The sequence below is a fragment of the Xanthomonas cannabis pv. cannabis genome, assembly GCF_000802365.1.
In the GTDB taxonomy this organism is placed as follows: Bacteria; Pseudomonadota; Gammaproteobacteria; order Xanthomonadales; family Xanthomonadaceae; genus Xanthomonas; species Xanthomonas cannabis.
Genome location: NZ_JSZE01000030.1, coordinates 1 through 17,716, shown reverse-complemented (window position 1 = coordinate 17,716; position 17,716 = coordinate 1). Strand labels below are relative to the sequence as shown.

At 65.2% G+C, this 17,716-nt stretch carries 10 protein-coding genes and 1 pseudogene; 6 read left to right on the top strand and 5 right to left on the bottom strand.

The window, feature by feature from the left end; all coding sequences use genetic code 11:
• Positions 1–20: 20 nt before the first annotated feature.
• The 5 genes from OZ10_RS07145 (at position 21) to OZ10_RS07125 (ending at position 8,112) form a co-directional block, all read left to right on the top strand.
• The gene (locus OZ10_RS07145) at positions 21–1,979 is read left to right on the top strand and encodes an acetyl-CoA hydrolase/transferase C-terminal domain-containing protein (protein WP_039564325.1); all 1,959 of its coding nucleotides are present in this window, start codon (positions 21–23) and stop codon (positions 1,977–1,979) included.
• A gap of 135 nt (positions 1,980–2,114) precedes the next feature.
• Complete coding sequence (locus OZ10_RS07140; RefSeq protein WP_039564324.1) at positions 2,115–3,290, top strand: phosphatidylinositol-specific phospholipase C1-like protein; 1,176 nt, start codon at positions 2,115–2,117, stop codon at positions 3,288–3,290.
• A gap of 131 nt (positions 3,291–3,421) precedes the next feature.
• The gene (locus OZ10_RS07135) at positions 3,422–6,136 is read left to right on the top strand and encodes a TonB-dependent receptor (RefSeq protein WP_039564321.1); all 2,715 of its coding nucleotides are present in this window, start codon (positions 3,422–3,424) and stop codon (positions 6,134–6,136) included.
• Positions 6,137–6,478: 342 nt separating this feature from the next.
• Positions 6,479–7,408 carry a L,D-transpeptidase family protein gene (locus OZ10_RS07130; RefSeq protein ID WP_039411099.1) on the top strand — a complete coding sequence of 310 codons (930 nt, stop codon included), beginning with the start codon at positions 6,479–6,481 and terminating at the stop codon, positions 7,406–7,408.
• A gap of 2 nt (positions 7,409–7,410) precedes the next feature.
• Positions 7,411–8,112 carry a M23 family metallopeptidase gene (locus OZ10_RS07125; RefSeq protein WP_039564319.1) on the top strand — a complete coding sequence of 234 codons (702 nt, stop codon included), beginning with the start codon at positions 7,411–7,413 and terminating at the stop codon, positions 8,110–8,112.
• A gap of 109 nt (positions 8,113–8,221) precedes the next feature.
• On the opposite strand, the gene OZ10_RS07120 is transcribed toward OZ10_RS07125, so the two are convergent.
• Positions 8,222–8,986 carry an SDR family NAD(P)-dependent oxidoreductase gene (locus OZ10_RS07120; protein ID WP_039564317.1) on the bottom strand — a complete coding sequence of 255 codons (765 nt, stop codon included), beginning with the start codon at positions 8,984–8,986 and terminating at the stop codon, positions 8,222–8,224.
• Between the two features lie 91 nt (positions 8,987–9,077).
• On the opposite strand from OZ10_RS07120, the gene OZ10_RS07115 reads away from it, so the two are divergent.
• Positions 9,078–10,055: a LysR family transcriptional regulator gene (locus OZ10_RS07115; protein ID WP_039411094.1), complete on the top strand. Its 978-nt coding sequence runs from the start codon at positions 9,078–9,080 to the stop codon at positions 10,053–10,055.
• Positions 10,056–10,343: 288 nt separating this feature from the next.
• Here the strand turns inward: OZ10_RS07115 and fhuE are convergent, their stop codons facing one another.
• The 4 genes and pseudogenes from fhuE to OZ10_RS07095 all read right to left on the bottom strand — a co-directional run.
• Positions 10,344–12,530, bottom strand: a complete 2,187-nt coding sequence (fhuE, locus tag OZ10_RS07110) for a ferric-rhodotorulic acid/ferric-coprogen receptor FhuE (RefSeq protein WP_039564315.1) — start codon at positions 12,528–12,530, stop codon at positions 10,344–10,346.
• A 753-nt stretch (positions 12,531–13,283) separates the two neighbouring features.
• Positions 13,284–15,284, bottom strand: coding sequence for a transketolase (gene tkt / locus OZ10_RS07105; protein ID WP_039564314.1), 2,001 nt, complete (start codon positions 15,282–15,284; stop codon positions 13,284–13,286).
• Positions 15,285–15,485: 201 nt separating this feature from the next.
• Positions 15,486–16,766, bottom strand: coding sequence for a dicarboxylate/amino acid:cation symporter (locus OZ10_RS07100; RefSeq protein WP_081419363.1), 1,281 nt, complete (start codon positions 16,764–16,766; stop codon positions 15,486–15,488).
• 688 nt (positions 16,767–17,454) lie between these two features.
• Positions 17,455–17,716 (bottom strand): annotated as a pseudogene (locus OZ10_RS07095) (BatD family protein); the annotation flags it as partial.

The window sequence follows — 17,716 nt, the reverse complement described above, 5'->3', positions numbered from 1 at the left end:
GGCTCGGCTACCCTGCACCGATGACCGAACACCTCACCAGCCTGTCCACCGCCGTCGAGCGGATCCTGCAGCGCATCGATGGCCCGCTCCGGGTGGGCGCGCCCCTGGGCATCGGCAAACCGCACCGGTTGTTGAACGCGCTGTACGCGCAACTCAAGGACACCCCGTCACGGCCGCTGGCGCTGTACACCGCGCTCTCGCTCAACCCGCCCAGGCCAGGCGCAGGGCTGGAGGGCCGTTTTGCGGCACCGTTCATTGCGCGTCACTTCGGCGAGGAGTTCCCGCGTCTGGCGTATGTGGACGCGATGCTGCGCGACGCCTTGCCCGCGCATGTGCAGGTGGAAGAGTTCTACATGCAGTCCGGCGGGTTGCTGCATTCCAGCCAGGCCCAGGCCGACTACACCAGCCTCAATTACACCCACGCCGCCGCGGCAGTGGCACAGCGTGCGCCGAACCTGATCGTGCAGAAGGTCGCACGCGAACCCGGCGGCGCGCGGCTGTCGTTGTCGTGCAACAACGACATCACCCAGGACACCCTGGACGCGGTGCAGGCGCTGGGCCTGCCGCGTCCATTGCTGGTGGCCGAAGTGGACCCGCAGCTGCCGTGGATCGGCGGCACGGCGGCGGTGGATGCGGCGTTCTTCGACCTGGTCATCGACCTGCCCGGCCCGTCGCCGCGGCTGTTCGGACTGCCGCGGCAGCCGGTCACCAGTGTCGATTACGCCATCGGCCTGTATGCGAGCACGCTGGTACGCGATGGCGGCACGCTGCAGATCGGCATCGGCACCCTGGCCGACGCGCTGAGCCATGCGCTGGTCCTGCGGCATACCGACAACGCCACCTATCGGCGTGTGCTGCAGGCGCTGGACCCGGATCTGGAACAACACCCTGCCGTACGCGCCAGCGGTGGCCTGGCGCCGTTTGAGGTCGGCCTGTACGGCTGCAGCGAAATGCTCAACGAAGGCTTCAAGCAACTGGTGGACAGTGGTGTGATCCGCCGCAAGGTGCACGACGATCTAGCGCTGATGCAGCGCATGGCCGACGGCCGCGCCGACGCTGCCGACCACGCGCGGCTGGCGCAGGAGGGCGAGTTCCTGCATGGCGCGTTCTATCTTGGTTCGCCGGACTTCTATCAATGGCTGCGCGACCTTCCGCCCGCCACGCGCGCTGCCATCGGCATGCGCCGCATCAGCCAGATCAACCAGCTCTACGGCGGCAATGAAGCGCTGGAGCGCTTGCAGCGCCACGATGCGCGCTTCTTCAATTCCTGCATGATGGCCACCGCGCTGGGCGCGGCGGTGTCCGACGGCCTGGACGATGGACGCGTAGTCTCCGGCGTGGGCGGGCAGTACAACTTCGTGGCGATGGCGCATGCCTTGCCGCAGGCACGCAGTACGTTGATGCTGCGTGCCACCCGCGAGACCGGCGCACATGTGGACAGCAATGTGCGCTGGAATTACGGCCACACCACCATCCCGCGCCACCTGCGCGATGTCTACATCACCGAATACGGCATCGCCGATCTGCGCCACAAGACCGATCAGGACTGCGTAGTGGAAATGGCCGCCATCTGCGATGCGCGCTTCCAGGACGCCCTGCTTGCCCAGGCGAAACAGTCGCGCAAGCTGCGCACCGACCCGGTGCTGCCGGCGCGTGCGCAACGCAACACGCCACAGGCACTGGAACAGGCGCTGGCGCCGTTTCGACGCGACGGCAGCCTACCCGATTACCCGCTCGGCAGCGACTTCACCGAGATCGAGCAACGTCTGCTGCGTGCATTGAGCTGGCTCAAACGCGCAACAGCTGGCACCGGCGGAAAAATCGCCACGGTGTGCCGCGCACTGCTCGCACGCAAAGCGTCGGATGCGAATGATATTGCCTGCCTGCAACGCATGGCGCTGCGTGCGCCACGCAGCCTGGGCGACCGCGTGCAGGCGCGGTTGCTGACCTATGCGCTGCAACAGACCGCCCCGTCATGAGAAACAGTGCCACGATGTTGCAAACGACACGAACCGATTGCAGCAAGACCTGACTCATCACGGACACACTGCGGAAAGATATGCGTCAAGCTGGGCCGCGATGATGGCGACCTCGTCGCTTTCCGGCTGTGCTGCATGCATCTTTTTGGCGCTTTTACTGCTGTCACGTCAGGCATCACCCGCAAACCGAAGCTGGTGCGCGCGAAGCAAAGAGCCACCACGCGTATCGTCTGCTTCACCGCGCTGGTGCTGAGCAATGTTCCCGCGCAAGCTGCGCCGCGTCTCACCGATCTGCAGTACATCGGCAGCCACAACAGCTACCATGCCGGCTTTGCACCCAGCGAAGCGGCTGTGTTGAAGCAACTGGACCCGGCACTGTTTGCTGCACTGGATTCCCGCCATCCCGCATTGACGCAACAACTCGATGCTGGCGTGCGCCAACTCGAGCTGGACGTCTTCGCTGATGCACAGGGCGGGCGCTATGCGCACCCGTCCATCGTCGCGCAGATCGCCAAAGCCGGACTATCGGCCGCACCGGCAAGCGCGCCGGCCGGGGTGATGGAGACGCCGGGCTTCAAGGTCATGCATGTGCAGGATCTTGACCAGCGCAGCAATTGCCAACCGTTGATTGCCTGCCTGCAGAACATCCGCACCTGGTCGAAGCAGCACCCGGGTCATGTGCCGATCTTCATCCTGCTGGAAACCAAGCAGACGCCGATAGCGCTGGCATTCCCCACCACGCAACCCGGACCGTTCGACACAAAAGCGATGGATGCGCTGGATGCTGAACTACGCTCGGCGTTCCAGCCCGGTGAGTACATCAGCCCCGATCAGGTGCGGGGCAGCGCGCGTACCCTCAATGCAGGCGTGCTCGCGCATGGCTGGCCGTCGTTGGATCAAGCGCGCGGCAAAGTGGTGTTTCTGCTCGACCAACGCGCTGCAGGCGCCAGCTACCTGCCCGGCCATCCATCGCTGCGCGGCCGCGTGTGTTTCACCAACGCGGTACCGGGCGAGGACGATGCGGCATTTGTCGAGCGCAACGACGGCCCCGTCGATGACATCGCGCAGTTGGTCAAGGCCGGCTATCTGGTGCGTACGCGTACCGATGCCGACCTGAAAGAAGCGCAGCGCAACGACACCTCCCGGCGCGATGCCATGCTGGCCAGCGGCGCGCAATTGCTCAGTACCGATTTCCCGATCAATGAACCGGCCGATAACGGCTACGTGGTGCGCTTCGATCACGCTGCGGTGGCGCGCTGTAATCCGCAGCGACCGCGCGTGCACTGCAGCGGCCTCGACCTGCGCCACTGAGCGCAGCGCCGCGCATAGACGCGCCAGCTGCCCCACGCATCAGACCTGTCGCAATGGAAGGCGTCGGCGATCTAAGCCCGCGCCCGTTCACCGGATGCGGGCACTCCTTCCCACTTCCGCGAGGCCTCAGCATGCAGTCTTTCCGTCCCTTCCATCGCCTGAGCTGTGCCATTGCCGTGGTGCTTTCCGCACCAGCGTTTGCACACGCTGCAGAGCTGACCACCACCACGTTGGATTCGGTCAACGTGCAAGCCACCCACGCCGCGGCGCCGGGATCGCTGAATGAGCAGCGCCTGTCCAACAGCGTCAACAGCGTGATGAGCAAGCAGCAGATCGACGCGATTCCTTCCGGTGGCATCGCCGATGTGGTCTCGCACATGCCGGGCCTGTCGGCCTACAGCGACATGCATCTGGGCCAGGCCACCACCGGCGAAAATGCCTACGTCAGCATCCGCGGCATGGACGCCAGCTATAACGCGTACACGCTCAATGGCTTCGCCATGCCGGAAACCGACTCGTCCACGCGCGCGATCTCGTTGAACATGCTCGCGCCGTTCGGCATCCAGTCGGTGCAGGTGTCCAAATCGCCCACGCCCGATATGCCGGGCGATTCCATCGGCGGCGCCATCGACATGCGCACGCCGAATGCCTTCGATTTCGCGCAGGATCTCTATGCCAGGACCACCGCGCGCGGCCAGCTCAATGCATCGGCCTCGCATCTGGGCGGTTCCGATGGCGGCGGCACCGTGCAGCAGGAGCTGGCCTGGATGTTCGGCGACGGGCACGCGTTCGGGCTGTATGCCTCGGCGTATTACGGCAGGAACAACAACATGGCGCAGGCCCCGGCGCCCAACAGCAAATACGTTCCGGCCGACCCGGCGCTTGCCGACGCCAGCGACCTGCGCAACGTCGGCCCGTTGATCAGCACCCGCTACAAATACAGCCTCTATACCAGCCAGATCGAGCGTTACGGCGGCAGCCTCTCGCTGGACTGGCAAGGCGACACCAGCGCGCTGTATGCGCGTGCCATCTATGGCAGCTACGGCGTCACCGGCCAGCAGGATCAGTCCAGCGCGCGCCTGGAGACCATTCGCACCCAGCCCACCGCCGTGCGCGGCGGCTACTTCAACACCCACGACATCGACGAGACCCTGGCGACGCTGCAGCTGGGCGGACAGACCACCCTGGATCGACTGCGCCTGGACTACGGCAGCTCGTTCGGTCGCGGCACCCGCAATCGACCGGACTATGTGTCGGCCAGCCTGTATGGCTTTACCCCCGGCAGCTTCGCCTTCGACCTCAGCGACCCCACCTACCCGAGCATTGGCCCGAGCACGCCGGCCTTGACGGACTTCTTCTACGACCTGGATTCGTCATTGCTGTGGAAGGTGCAGGGCCACGATGCCGGCAGCCACGATAATCGCGCCAATGCGCACACCGACATCACCTATCGCACCGACGGCCCGGTGCTGGACAGCGTCAAGCTGGGCCTGTCGGCCGATCATTCGGCGCGGGAGGCGTACGATCATCCGTTCTTCCACAAGGACGGCAAGTTCGTCACCAACGGCCCCTATTTCGGCGGGCCCAATTACGCATTTCCCACCGCCGGCGGCCCGCCGCTGAGCGCGATCCCCGGGCGGCTGACCTACAACGCATTCGACGGCCACTATGCCGGCCCGTTCAAGCTGCTGGATCGCCGCTGGATGCGCGCCCAGGCCGTGCCGTACAAATACATCGACGATCCGAACGGCGCCGGCCGCTACACCGCCAACGACTACAACGCCAACACCACCTCCAGCACCGAGGTGATCTACGCCGGCTATGCGATGGCCGCCTTGCATCTTGGTTCGGTGAGCATCCTGCCCGGCGTGCGTTACGAACTGACCCGCTACTCGGCCGATGCGTGGCAGTCCAGCGGCGATGGCGTCACCGGCCGCTTTGTCGGGACCGGCAGCACCTATGGGCAATGGCTGCCGGGTGTGAGCATCAACTATCGCCCAGACGATCTCACCGTGTACCGCGCCTCGTTCCGACGCAGTTTCAGCCGCCCGGCATTCGGCCTGATTTCCGGGCAAACCGTGTATTCCATCGACGACACGCAACAGGTGGTCGGCATCTCCAAGCCCAATCCGGATCTGCAGCCAAGCAAGGCCGACAATGCCGATCTGTCTGCCGAGTTCTACGACCACAGCGGCGGTGTGCTCAGCGCATCCACCTACTACAAGCGCATCTCCGGCTTCATCTATACCTCGCAATCGGCCACCAGCAACGACAACACGCTGGGCGGCCTGGTGCCGACCGGTACCACCTTCGAAAACGGCGTGCCGGTGACCATGCCGCAGAACGGCGGCACCGCAACGCTCTACGGCCTTGAGTTGGCAGCGAGCAAACGGCTGCAGCAGTTGCCGGGAATCTTGGGCAACCTGGGCGTCACCGCCAACCTCACGCTGCAACATAGCCAGGCAGACAGCAGACGCAGCGATCAGCCGGAAAAGACCTGGCTCCCACGTGCGCCCGAACGCCTTTACAACCTGGACCTGTTCTACGACGACACGCACCTGCGCACCGACCTGAGCTACAACTACACCGGCCTGCAATTGCTGGGGCTGACCACCGACCGGCTCAACTACTACCTGCAGCCGGTGAAGTCGCTGGACTTCAATGCCACCTATCACCTGCCGCACCATGTGGATGTGGGCGTGTCGGCCAAGAACCTGCTCACCGCCGCCACCTTCTACGAGACCCAGGGCAAGTCCAGGCGCTACATGGCCTACGATCCCGGCGCCGACGGTGCCTATGTGCAGACCGGGCGCGTCTACATGCTGACGCTGGGCTACACCTACTGAGCGGTATTGCGGCGCGCGCATTGACGCGCGCGCCGCAATACCAAGCAGCAGTAGCTCTTGAACAGCACAGGTGGCCATACGCCACCGTGCCTGATTCCCTGCAACGCATCCGCCGGCGCAATCCCCCGCTCTCACGATTCCCCATTCCCCATTCCCCATTCCCACCCGCCATGCCCTGTCGAAGCCAAACCGCCTGCCCAACCGCTCAGTTCCGGTGCAGCCATTTCACGCAGAAGACGCAGGCGGCTGCGGCAAGGTGCGCGCATGTCTCCCCTGGATCTGCACATGCCATCACGCTCCTTCGCTCGTGCCTGCTTGCTTGCCCTGGCGCTGAGCGCGTCGCTGCCTGCGCTGGCGCAGGCACCGCAACCTGCCGCGGCCGCTGCGCCGGCACCGGCAGCGACGCCCGCCGCCAAGCCGGTGGACACCGGGCCGCGATCGGATCTGCATGCGCAGGTGCTGCTAGACCGCGCGCATTTTTCGCCGGGCCAGATCGATGGCGAACGGGGCTCCAACCAGAAGCGGGCGGTGTCCGGCTTTCAGGCTGCACACAAGATCAAAGTGACCGGCGAGCTGGATGACGCCACCTGGCAGGCGCTGCAGGCCGACAGCACGCCGGCGCTGGTGCAGTACACGCTGACCGACGCCGACGTGGCCGGCCCTTTCCAGCCGATTCCCAAAGGCCCGGCCGAGCAGGCCACGTTGTCTGCGCTGGGCTACGCATCGGTGGACGAGGCGCTGGGCGAACGTTTCCATGCCGCGCCGGAACTGCTGCGCCAGCTCAACCCCGGCGTGGATCTGGGCAAGGCCGGCAGCGTCATCCAGGTGCCGAACATCGACGGCGTCACGCCCCTGGCCAAGCCGGCCAAGCTGGTGGTGGACAAGTCCGAATCGACGCTGCGCCTGTTCGATGCCGACGGCAAGGTGTATGCACAGTTCCCGGTGTCTTCCGGCAGCAAGCACGATCCGCTGCCGATCGGCCGCTGGAAGGTGCTGGGCGTCGCGCGCGACCCGGTGTTCAAGTACAACCCCAAGTTGTTCTGGGACGCGAAGAAAGACGATAAGAAAGCCACGTTGCCGGCAGGCCCGAACAACCCGGTCGGGCGCGTGTGGATCGATCTGTCCAAGCCGCACTACGGCCTGCATGGCACGCCGGAACCGGGCCACGTGGGCAAGACCGAATCGCATGGCTGCGTGCGCCTGACCAACTGGGATGTGGTCAATCTGGCCAGCGTGGTCGGTCCGTCCATGCCGGTGGTGATGCAGGAGTAAGCATGAAACTGCTGATGATCTTGATCGCAGGCCTGGCGATCGGCGCAGGCGGCTATTGGTGGCTGGAGCGCAGCGCACCCGAGGCGCAGGTGCCGTCGCCAGCGACCGCTGCACCGGCCGTTGCAGCGCCGTCCACGGCAACCGCCGCTGTGTCGGCGGCTGCGCCTGCACCCGCACCCACCGTCCCGGCCGCGGCAGAGCCAATGAGCGCTGCCCCGGCACCTGCCGCCTCAGCCCCCGCGGCCGATGCGTCGGCGGCCGTCTCCGGCCTGCTGATTCCGGTGCAAGGCATCGGCCGCGAGCAGTTGCAGGACACCTTCACCGATGCGCGCAGCGAAGGCCGGGTGCATGACGCCATCGATATCCTGGCACCGACCGGCACACCTGTACTTGCGGTCTCCGACGGGACAGTGGAAAAGCTGTTCAACAGCGAACGTGGTGGTCTGACCGTGTATCAGTTCGCGCCGGGTGGCACGTACTGCTATTACTACGCCCATCTGGAACGCTATGCCGATGGGCTGGCAGAGACGCAATCCATCCAGCGTGGCCAGGTCATCGGCTATGTAGGCAGCACCGGCAACGCAAATCCGGCCGCGCCGCATCTGCATTTCGAAATCCACCGCCTGGGGCCGGAAAAGCAGTGGTGGAAAGGCGATGTGCTCAATCCCTATCCCATCCTGCATGGCGACCAGCCACTGCAGTGATTCCCCTGACGCTGCGCCCTCGTACCGGAGTGCAGCGGCATCGCAGCTGGACCTGCCGCACGCGGCGATGGCGTTCTGACCAACGACATCGCCGCATTGCGCAGACGCCTCAGATCAGCATCCCGCCGGACACTTCGATGCGCTGCGCGTTGATCCAGCCCGTGCCCGGCGCCAGCAAGGCCGCCACCACCGGCCCGATATCGTCCGGCAGGCCCGTCCGGCCCAACGCGGTGAACGAAGCCACCATCGCATTGACCTGCGCGTTGTCGCGCACCGTGCCGCCGTTGAAATCGGTCTCGATCGCTCCCGGCGCCAACGTGTTGGCACGGATGCCGCGTGCACCCAGCTCCTTGGCGAGATAGCGGGTAAACACTTCCACCCCGCCTTTCATCATCGCGTAGGCAGAGGAACCCGGCAGCGCGAAGCGCGCCAGCCCGCTGGAGACGTTGAGGATGCGCCCACCGTCGGCGATCAGTGGCAACAATGCCTGGGTCAGGAAGTACGGCCCCTTGAGATGGGTGTCGACCAGCGCGTCGAACTGCGCCGGCGTGGTGTCGGCGATGGCGGCATGCAGACCGGTGCCCGCGTTGTTGACCAGCGCATCGAACTGGATGCGCCCCCACCCGGTCAGCACCGCCTTCAGCTGACTGGCGAATCCAGCAAAGTCATCGGCCTTGGCGACATCCAGCTGCAACGCGTGCGCGCGCCAGCCCAACGATTGAATCTGCGCCACCACCGCTGCGGCTTCGTCGGCCTGGCTGCGGTAGGTCAGCACGATGTCGTTGCCATCGGCAGCGAGCGCAAGCGCGGCATTGCGCCCCAGCCCGCGGCTGCCGCCGGTGATCACGGTGATGGGTGTGGTGGTGGTCGACATGGGCAAACTCCTGGGGTGATGACGGCGATAGGTGGCGTGGCGACGATCAGATAAGGCGACCGCGCAATGCGTTACGAACGCGCTCAGGCTAGTGCGCTTGCCGTGCCGCATAAATCAGCTCAATCTGACTTCACCGTTCAAGATCCCCGACCAATCGATGGACACCATGGAGTCGCTGCGCGCCTTCCTGCGCGTTGCCGAGCTGGGCAGTTTCACCCGTGCCGCCGACACCCTGGGCCTGCCCAAGGCCAGCGTCTCGACCGCCGTGCAACGGCTGGAAGCTTCGCTCGGTACCCAGCTCCTGCATCGCACCACGCGACGCGTGCAGCTCACCGGCGATGGCACCGCGTTCTCGCAACGCGCCCGCGACATCCTCGACGACATGGAGGAGTTGCACGGCATGTTTCAGCGCGAACGCGGCCAGCTGCGCGGTCGCCTGCGGGTGGATATGTCGTCCGGCATCGCACGCAACTTCGTGATCCCTGCGCTGCCGTCGTTTCTGGCCCGGCATCCACAGCTGGACGTGGAGATCAGCAGCACCGACCGTCGCGTCGATGTGGTGCGCGAAGGCTTCGATTGCGTGCTGCGCGTGGGCACGCTTGAAGACACCAGCCTGGTCGCGCGCCCGCTGGGTGCGGTCCGCATCGTCAGCTGCGCCAGCGCCGACTATCTTGCCCGCCGCGGCACGCCAAGCTGCCTGGACGATCTCGCCCAGCACGACCTGGTGCATTACGTGCCAACGCTGGGGCAGCGCTCGCCCGGCTTCGAATATCACGACGGGCAGCGCTATCGGCTGCTGCCGATGCAGGGCCCGGTGACGGTGAACAATGGCGATGCCTATCTTGCCGCCGCGCTCGCAGGGCTGGGCATCATCCAGGCGCCAGCCAGCCCGTTGCGCCCGTATCTGGACAGCGGCGCGCTGCGTGTCGTGCTTGCCGACCACCCCGCCGAACCAATGCCGGTGACGTTGTTGTATGCGCAGCGCCGCCATCTGCCGCAGCGCGTCAGCGCCTTCATGGAATGGGTGGCGCAGGTGCTGGCACCGCAATTGGAACCGGTGGTGCGTTGAGCGATGGTCACCGCAGCGATGCGGCGCAGTGTCGTTGGGGTGCTGCAGGCATGGCGCGCTGCAGACGCCGCACCGCGGTCATGCCAACCGGGTCGTGCGCGTTCCCGTCCGCACCACGCCGTTCCAGCGCGACAGCCAAGGGCTGCCACTGACAAAACGCTCCGCTCCACGGCAGACCCGCCCTTCCCGTCACTGCGTGGACGGGCATAAAAAAACACAGGCACCGTTCCGGCTGCCTGTGTTTTGCTCGACAAGACTGGGCAGCAAGGCGCCCGGCGTGGCCGTGGATCAGAACGTGTAGTTGAAGGTCAGCATGCCGTTGCGCGATGCACCCCATGCGCCATAGCCGCCGTTGAACTGCGCGTAGTAACGCTTGTCGAGCAGGTTGTCGACGTTGAGTTGCACGGAAAACTGCGGCGACAGACGGTAGCGTGCGAATGCGCTCACCAAGGCATAGGCGCTCTGCTGGAAGGTGCCGTAGACCGGGTCCACGTAGTACGCACGGTTCTGCCAGTTGACGCCACCACCGACGGTGAGATCGCTCCACGCACCCTGCGGGGTGTAGCTGCTGAACAGCTTGATGGTGGTGCGCGGCAGGTGGGTGTTGATCGAGGTGCCGCTGTCGTCGCGTGCGGTGTAGTGCGAGGCGCCGAAGGTGGCATTCCAGCCCTGGGTCAGGCGGCCGGAGAGCTCGAAGTCGAAGCCTTCGCTGACCACGCCGCTGGCAGCCACGAATGCGGACTCGCTGCTGCCCGGCACGAAACCGCCGGTGGCCACGCCCAGGTTGTCCTGCTCGATGCGGAACAGGGCCAACGAAGCATTGAGCTGATCGTCGAACCATGCGGCCTTGACGCCGGCTTCGTAGCCCTTGCCGCTCAACGGATCCAGGTAGCCACCATTGGCATCGCGCAGCGTCTGCGGGTTGAAGATTTCGGTGTAGCTGACGTAGGTCGACCACACATCGTTGATGTCGTAGACCAGGCCGGCGTACGGAGTAACTTCAGTCTGGCTGTCGGAAAACGGCACCAGGCGTTGCGTGGTCGAATCGAAGTTGCGGCCATCGATCTGCCAGTCGGTGTAGCGCGCACCCACCAGCAGCGTCAGCGGGTCGGCCAGCGAGAAACGTGCGGCCACGTAGGCGGCCTTCTGCGTGATGGTGCCGTCGCTCTGCACCGAGCGCGGGCTCCAGTTAGGCTCCGGATAGGCTCCGGTCCAACCGAAGTAGCTGTCCAGCGGCGCCGGGAAATCGAAGGTGCCGTTGTTGACGTACTCGCGGCGGTTGTAGCTGGCGCCGGCCACCAGGTGATGCTCACGGCCAAACAGCTGGAACGGACCTTCCGCGTACACATCGGCGCCATCGGCCTTGCGCTCGGTCTGGTAGTTGCCCGAATACGGCACCACGCCGCCGCCGGTGGCGCGGTCGAAGCCGAAGATCGTATAGAACGGGTAGAAGAGGTGGTTGGCCGCTTCGGTCTTCTCGTGGCTCACGTTGGCCTTGAGGGTCCAGCCGCTGTCGAAGCTCTGCTGCAGGCTGGCGAAGGTGCGCTGCAGGCGCGTGTCCCAGAAGGTCCAATCGGCGGCTGGATTGAACGAGCGGTCGTAGTTGGGACGCGTGCCATCGCTGTAGAACAGCGGGAAGCCGCCCCAGGTGACATCGTCCGATTCCTTCTTCTGGTATTCGTAGCCCACGCTCAGCAAGGTGCTGTCGGTGAGGTCGGCATCGATGATGGCCGAACCGATCTTCTTGCGCAGGTTGTAGCGGTCCATGTCGGACTCGCCGTCCTGATACACGCCCACCACGCGCGCGCGCACGGTGCCTTCGGGGCTCAGCGGCACGGTGACATCGGCCACGCTGCGGGTCTTGTTGAAGTCGCCGCCGCCCACCGACACGGTGCCGGTGAAGTCGCGGCTCACCGCATGCTTGCGCACCAGGTTGATCGACGCCGACGGGTTGCCCGAACCGGTGAGCAGGCCGGTGGCGCCGCGCACCACTTCCACGCGGTCGTACAGCGCCACGTCCAGCGCCGAATCGCCGTAGCTCCAGGCCTGCTCCATGTAGGCCGGGATGCCGTCGAACTGGTAGTTGTCGATGTAGAAACCGCGCGCGAAGAACTCCAGCCGCTCGCTGTCGCTCTGCGCCACCGAGATGCCGGTGACGTTGTTGAGCACGTCGGTGATGCTCTGCAGGTTCTGGTCGTCCATGCGGTCGCGCGTGATCACGGTGACCGACTGCGGAATCTCGCGCAGCGCCAGGTTCATGCGCGTACCGGCGGTGGTCTTTTCCACCGTGTAGCCCTTGGCCTGCTCACCCTGCACGTTGAGCCGGTCCAGGGTGGTGACCTCGGCTTCGCCGGCCGGCGTTTCGGCAAGTGCCTGGCCGGCGGCCAGTGTGCACAGCGCGGCGAACACCGCATGCGACAGCGCGCGCGGGCGCCGCGCGATGGGAAGAAGACGCATTACGGTAGGACGGTTCATCACGGCTCCGGCACAGACAATCGAGGGCGGCCCGCCGCAGGATGTGCGGCGGCAGACAAGGGGGAAGGACACGCCACGGAATCGTGGCAGCGCCGCATTTTAATGGGAATGATTCACATTTTAAACAGGCAGTGCGCATCGCCTGGCGCGGCTGCGCGTCGAAGCGAACGCTTCAGCAGGATTTCGGGCCGCGCAGGCCTTTGCCGGGCCAAGGTTTACCCCTGTGAGGACGCCGTCTGGCACCGCGACCGGACCCATCAGGTCCACCCGTGCCGACGTCTCCGGCGCAGAGGCGACCGCGACAGCAAGCTCCCTGCGTCCCGTTTGCCGAGGGGAGATTTCACCCGGGTCCGCGACTGGCGGCACCAGCCTGCCGATGCCCGGATCCTCAATCTTTGTTGCTGACGGCTAGTGCGCCGGCAGCTCGGGCATGCGCGGCCAGTGACCGGGTGTACTCAATGCACGCTGTACCACGCTGGGTGAAGGATCGCCTCCACCTGCCTGACTGCCTGAGTGCGACGTAGCAGTGGTTGGCACTTCAGCGTCCCTGGCAAGCCCACGTTGCGCCCGCACCGACACCTCCCTGCCCCGCGCGCGCGCGCGCACACGCGGCATGTATTCAAGCGCTCCTGCATGCACACGCTCGGTGTCATCGGCCCATGGCAATGCCCGCACAGGACACGCGACGCGCTGAGGTAATCAACAAAAAACGCCGGCAAACGCCGGCGTTTTTCAATGCCACACTGCGCGGATTTACAGCGCCTTCGCCGCGTTCACCACGTGCTCGGCAGTGATCTTGAAGTACGCATACAACTGATCGGCCGGCGCCGAGGCGCCGAAGGTATCGATGCCGATCACATCGCCGTCCAGGCCCACGTACTTGCGCCAGAAACCGGTCACACCGGCTTCCACCGCCACGCGCTTGCGCACTGCCTTCGGCAGCACGGATTCGCGGTACGCCGCATCCTGGCGGTCGAACACATCGGTGGACGGCATCGACACCACGCGCGTCTTCAGACCCGCGGCATCCAGGGTCTTCTTGGCTTCCACCGCCAGACCCACTTCCGACCCGGTGCCGATCAGGATCACGTCAGGCGTGCCGCCTTCGGCATCGGCCAGCACGTAACCACCGCGTTCGATCAGCTTGATCTGCTCGGCGCTGCGCGGCTGGTGCTGCAGGTTCTGGCGGCTGAAGATCAGGCAGCTCGGGCCGTCCTTGCGGGTGATGGCGGCCTTCCAGCTCACCGCCGACTCCACCGCATCGCCCGGGCGCCACACATCGTTGTTGGGGATGTAGCGCAGCGAGGCCAGGTGTTCCACCGGCTGGTGGGTCGGGCCGTCTTCGCCCAGACCGATCGAGTCGTGCGTGTACACGTGGATGGCATGTGCCGGGTTCAATGCACTCATGCGCACGCCGTTGCGCGCGTAATCGCTGAACACCAGGAAGGTGGCATCGAACGGAATGAAGCCGCCATGCAGGGCCAGGCCATTGGCAATGGCCGTCATGCCGAACTCGCGCACGCCGTAATACACGTAGTTGGCGTCCGGGTCGTCGGTGGCGACCGACTTGCTGGCCTTCCACAGAGTCAGGTTGGAATGCGCCAGATCGGCCGAGCCGCCGATCAACTCGGGGAGCAACGGCGCAAACGCTTCGATCGCCAGCTGCGAGGCCTTGCGCGAGGCGATGGTCTGGCCGTCTTCCTGCGCCTTGGCGATGTAGGCATCGGCCTTGGCGATGAAGTCGTCCGGCAGTTCGCCGTGCGAGCGACGGGTCAGCTCGTCGGCTTCGCTGGCGTACTGCTTGCTGTATTTGTCGAACAGCTGCTCCCATTCGGCCTGACGCAGGGTGCCGGTGCCGCCGGCGCGCCAGCCAGCGTAGATCTCTTCGGGAATTTCGAACGGGCCGTATGGCCAGTCGAGCGCCTTGCGGGCGCCTTCCAGTTCTTCCTGGCCCAGCGGCGCGCCGTGCGAGGATTCCTTGCCGGCCTTGCTGGGCGCACCGAAACCGATCTTGGTGCGGCAGCAGATCAGCGTGGGCTTGTCGCTGTTTTCCAGCGCGGCCTCGATGGCGGCCTTGATCTTGTCGGCGTCATGCCCGTCCACGTCACGGATGACGTGCCAGCCATAAGCCTCGAAGCGTGCCGAGGTGTTGTCGCTGAACCAGCCGGCAGTGTTGCCGTCGATGGAGATCTGGTTGTTGTCCCAGAACGCGACCAGCTTGCCCAGGCCCCAGGTGCCGGCCAGCGAGGCGGCTTCGTGCGAAATGCCTTCCATCAGGCAGCCATCGCCCATGAACACCCAGGTACGGTGATCGACGATCTCCAGTTCCGGTCGGTTGTAGCGCTGCGCCAGCAACTTTTCGGCCAGCGCAAACCCGACCGCATTGGCAAAGCCCTGCCCAAGCGGACCGGTGGTGGTCTCCACGCCGGGGGTTTCGCTGCGCTCGGGGTGGCCGGCGGTCTTGCTGTGCAACTGACGGAACTGCTTGAGCTGCTCGATCGGCAGGTCGTAACCGGACAGGTGCAGCAGCGCGTACTGCAGCATCGAGCCATGCCCGTTGGACAGCACGAAACGGTCACGGTTGAACCACTGCGGGTTGTTCGGGTTGTGCCGGAAATAATCGTTCCACAGCACTTCGGCAATATCGGCCATGCCCATCGGCATGCCGGGGTGACCGGACTTGGCGGCTTCGACCGCGTCTGCGGCAAGAAAACGGATGGCGTTGGCCAGCTGGCGGCGGGTGGGCTGGGTCATGGGCGTCTATGGAAGCGGAGGGGAACACCGCTGGAAGCGGAGGCGCCTATTCTCCCACACGGCGCGTTAGGGGGCCGGGATTGGTGATTGGGGAGTCGGGATTGGTGAAAGCAGCGGCGAGCTGACCTTCATGCAGAAGGCCCCATGCCCCCCTTCGCAACAGCCCGCTTGAGCGAATCCCCAATCCCGATTGCCGAATCCCTACTCTTCACCCTTGGCCACCAACGTTGTCAGCGCCAGATCCCCGGTCACGTTCAACGCCGTGCGGCACATGTCCAGGAAGTGATTGACGCCCAGAATCATGCCGATGCCGACCGGGTTGACCCCGACCATGGCGCAGATCAGCGCCACCACCGGCAGCGAGCCCGACGGCACGCCTGCGGTGCCGATGCCGCCCAGGATGCACACCAGCATCACCATGAACTGCTGGCCCAGGCTCAGGTCCACGTTGAAGAACTGCGCCAGGAAGATCACCGTCACGCCTTCGAACAGCGCGGTGCCGTTCTGGTTGGCGGTGGCACCCACGGTCAACACGAAGCGCGATACGCGCGGCGGCAGACCCATCTCGTCGGCCACGCGCAGCGCAGTCGGCAGGGTGGCGTTACTCGACGCGGTGGAGAACGCCATCATCGTGGCCGCCTGGGTCTGCTTGAAGAAGCCCAGCGGCGAGCGCCCGGCAAACTTCACCGCCAGCCCGTAGCTCACCACCATGTGCAGGCCCAGCGCCAGCACCACCACGCCCACATAGGCGCCCAGGCGGATCAACAGATCGAAGCCGAACAACGCCGCCAGATTGAACATGAAGCAGGCCACCGCATACGGCGCCAGGCGGATCACCAGCCCGATCAAGGTCATCGAAATTTCGAAGATCCCCTCGATGCCGCGCTTGAGCGTGGCGACCTTTTCGTCGGCGGTCAGCACCATGCCCACACCGAACATCACCGCGAAGAACATCAGCGACAGGATCGCACCATTGCTCGACGCGGCGGCAATCACGTTGTTGGGCACGATCGACAGCAGCATGTCCATGCCCTGCGGCTGGGTGCCGGAGCTGGAGATGATTTCGCGGGTGCGGTCGGCGTTTTCCTGGATCAGCTGGTTGGCCAGCTGCGGGTCCACGCCAGCGCCGGGCTTGAGCACGTTGACCAGCACCAGGCCCAGCAATACCGCCACGCCGGACAGCACCACGGTATAGCCCAGGGTGCGCCAGCCCACCCGTCCAAGGGCACGGATGTCGCCCATCTCGGAAATGCCCATGACCAGCGCCGAAAACAGCAGCGGCACGATCAGCATGAAGATCAGATTGAGGAACACCTGCGAAAACGGCGTGGTGACGTACTTGGTCACCAAACGCACCCACTCGGCGTCGCTGCCGGCCAGGTAATAGACCGCAAGACCCAACAACAGGCCGACGGCGAAGCCGATCCCCATCTTCCAATGCAGGGGCAGGCCCGGGCGGCGCGCGGCTGGGGATGCAGTCATCTGGTCGGCCTTGTTCTGGACACAAAGGCCGGAGCTTAACAAACGCCAAGGATGCGGCCACCTACCCGGGTGCTCCTGCGCGCCTGCTGCGGGTAGGTGCGCTTCTCAATCTTGGTTGATGCAAGCGTTGAAACTCGCTTTGCACCTGACTGTTCCCACCTGCGCGGCAACGGAAATCTCAAGTCGTAGCGGCGCCTCCTATGTCGTCAGATGCCAGGTCGAAAGCCTGGTGTATCGAGTGCGCGGTGCCCTCACCGCTCGCGGGACACGCCGTTAACCCGTCCATGGGGGCTCGGTGGCGGCATCCATGCCGCCAACGGTCCCGCAATCGGTGAAGACACCGCACCAGACAGTTGGCTGGTGGTTTATTGAAGAGAAGAAACAGCGTCGCAAGTTTGCCGATCGCTTGTTGAAAACTCTGCAGACCGACCAACTCGACTGGTCCTTGCCCGCTCACCGTCGCGGGACCTTGAGCGGCATGGATGCCGCGCCAGAGCTACATGGACGTACTTGCAGCGTGTCCTGCGATGGTGGGCGGGCAAGGGCCCTGCAACAAAGGCGCAGCAGTCACGCTTTGCTCTCGGCGACACCGTTCGCAAACCAGGCACATGGAGCTCAAAAAAACTACACCGCCATGGAAGTGACGACCATCATCATCCATCAATCGCTGCCGACTTATCGCAGCCGATCAAGACCCCGGCGGATACAACGGCGCCAGCACATCGGGCTCCGCCGCGCTCGCATGCCGCCAGCGGGGACCCTTGGCAAATGCGTCGCGTAGCGCGGCGCGTGCCCCTGCCACATCCCCGCCGCCACCCCAGCGCGCACGTTGCATTCGCGCCACGGCGTCGCGCTGGGCGGGATCGGCCAAGGCGGCCAATACGCTGTCGATATCGGCCACACCGGCCATGCCGCAGAGCACGTTTGCCACATCGTCCATGCCGCCACTG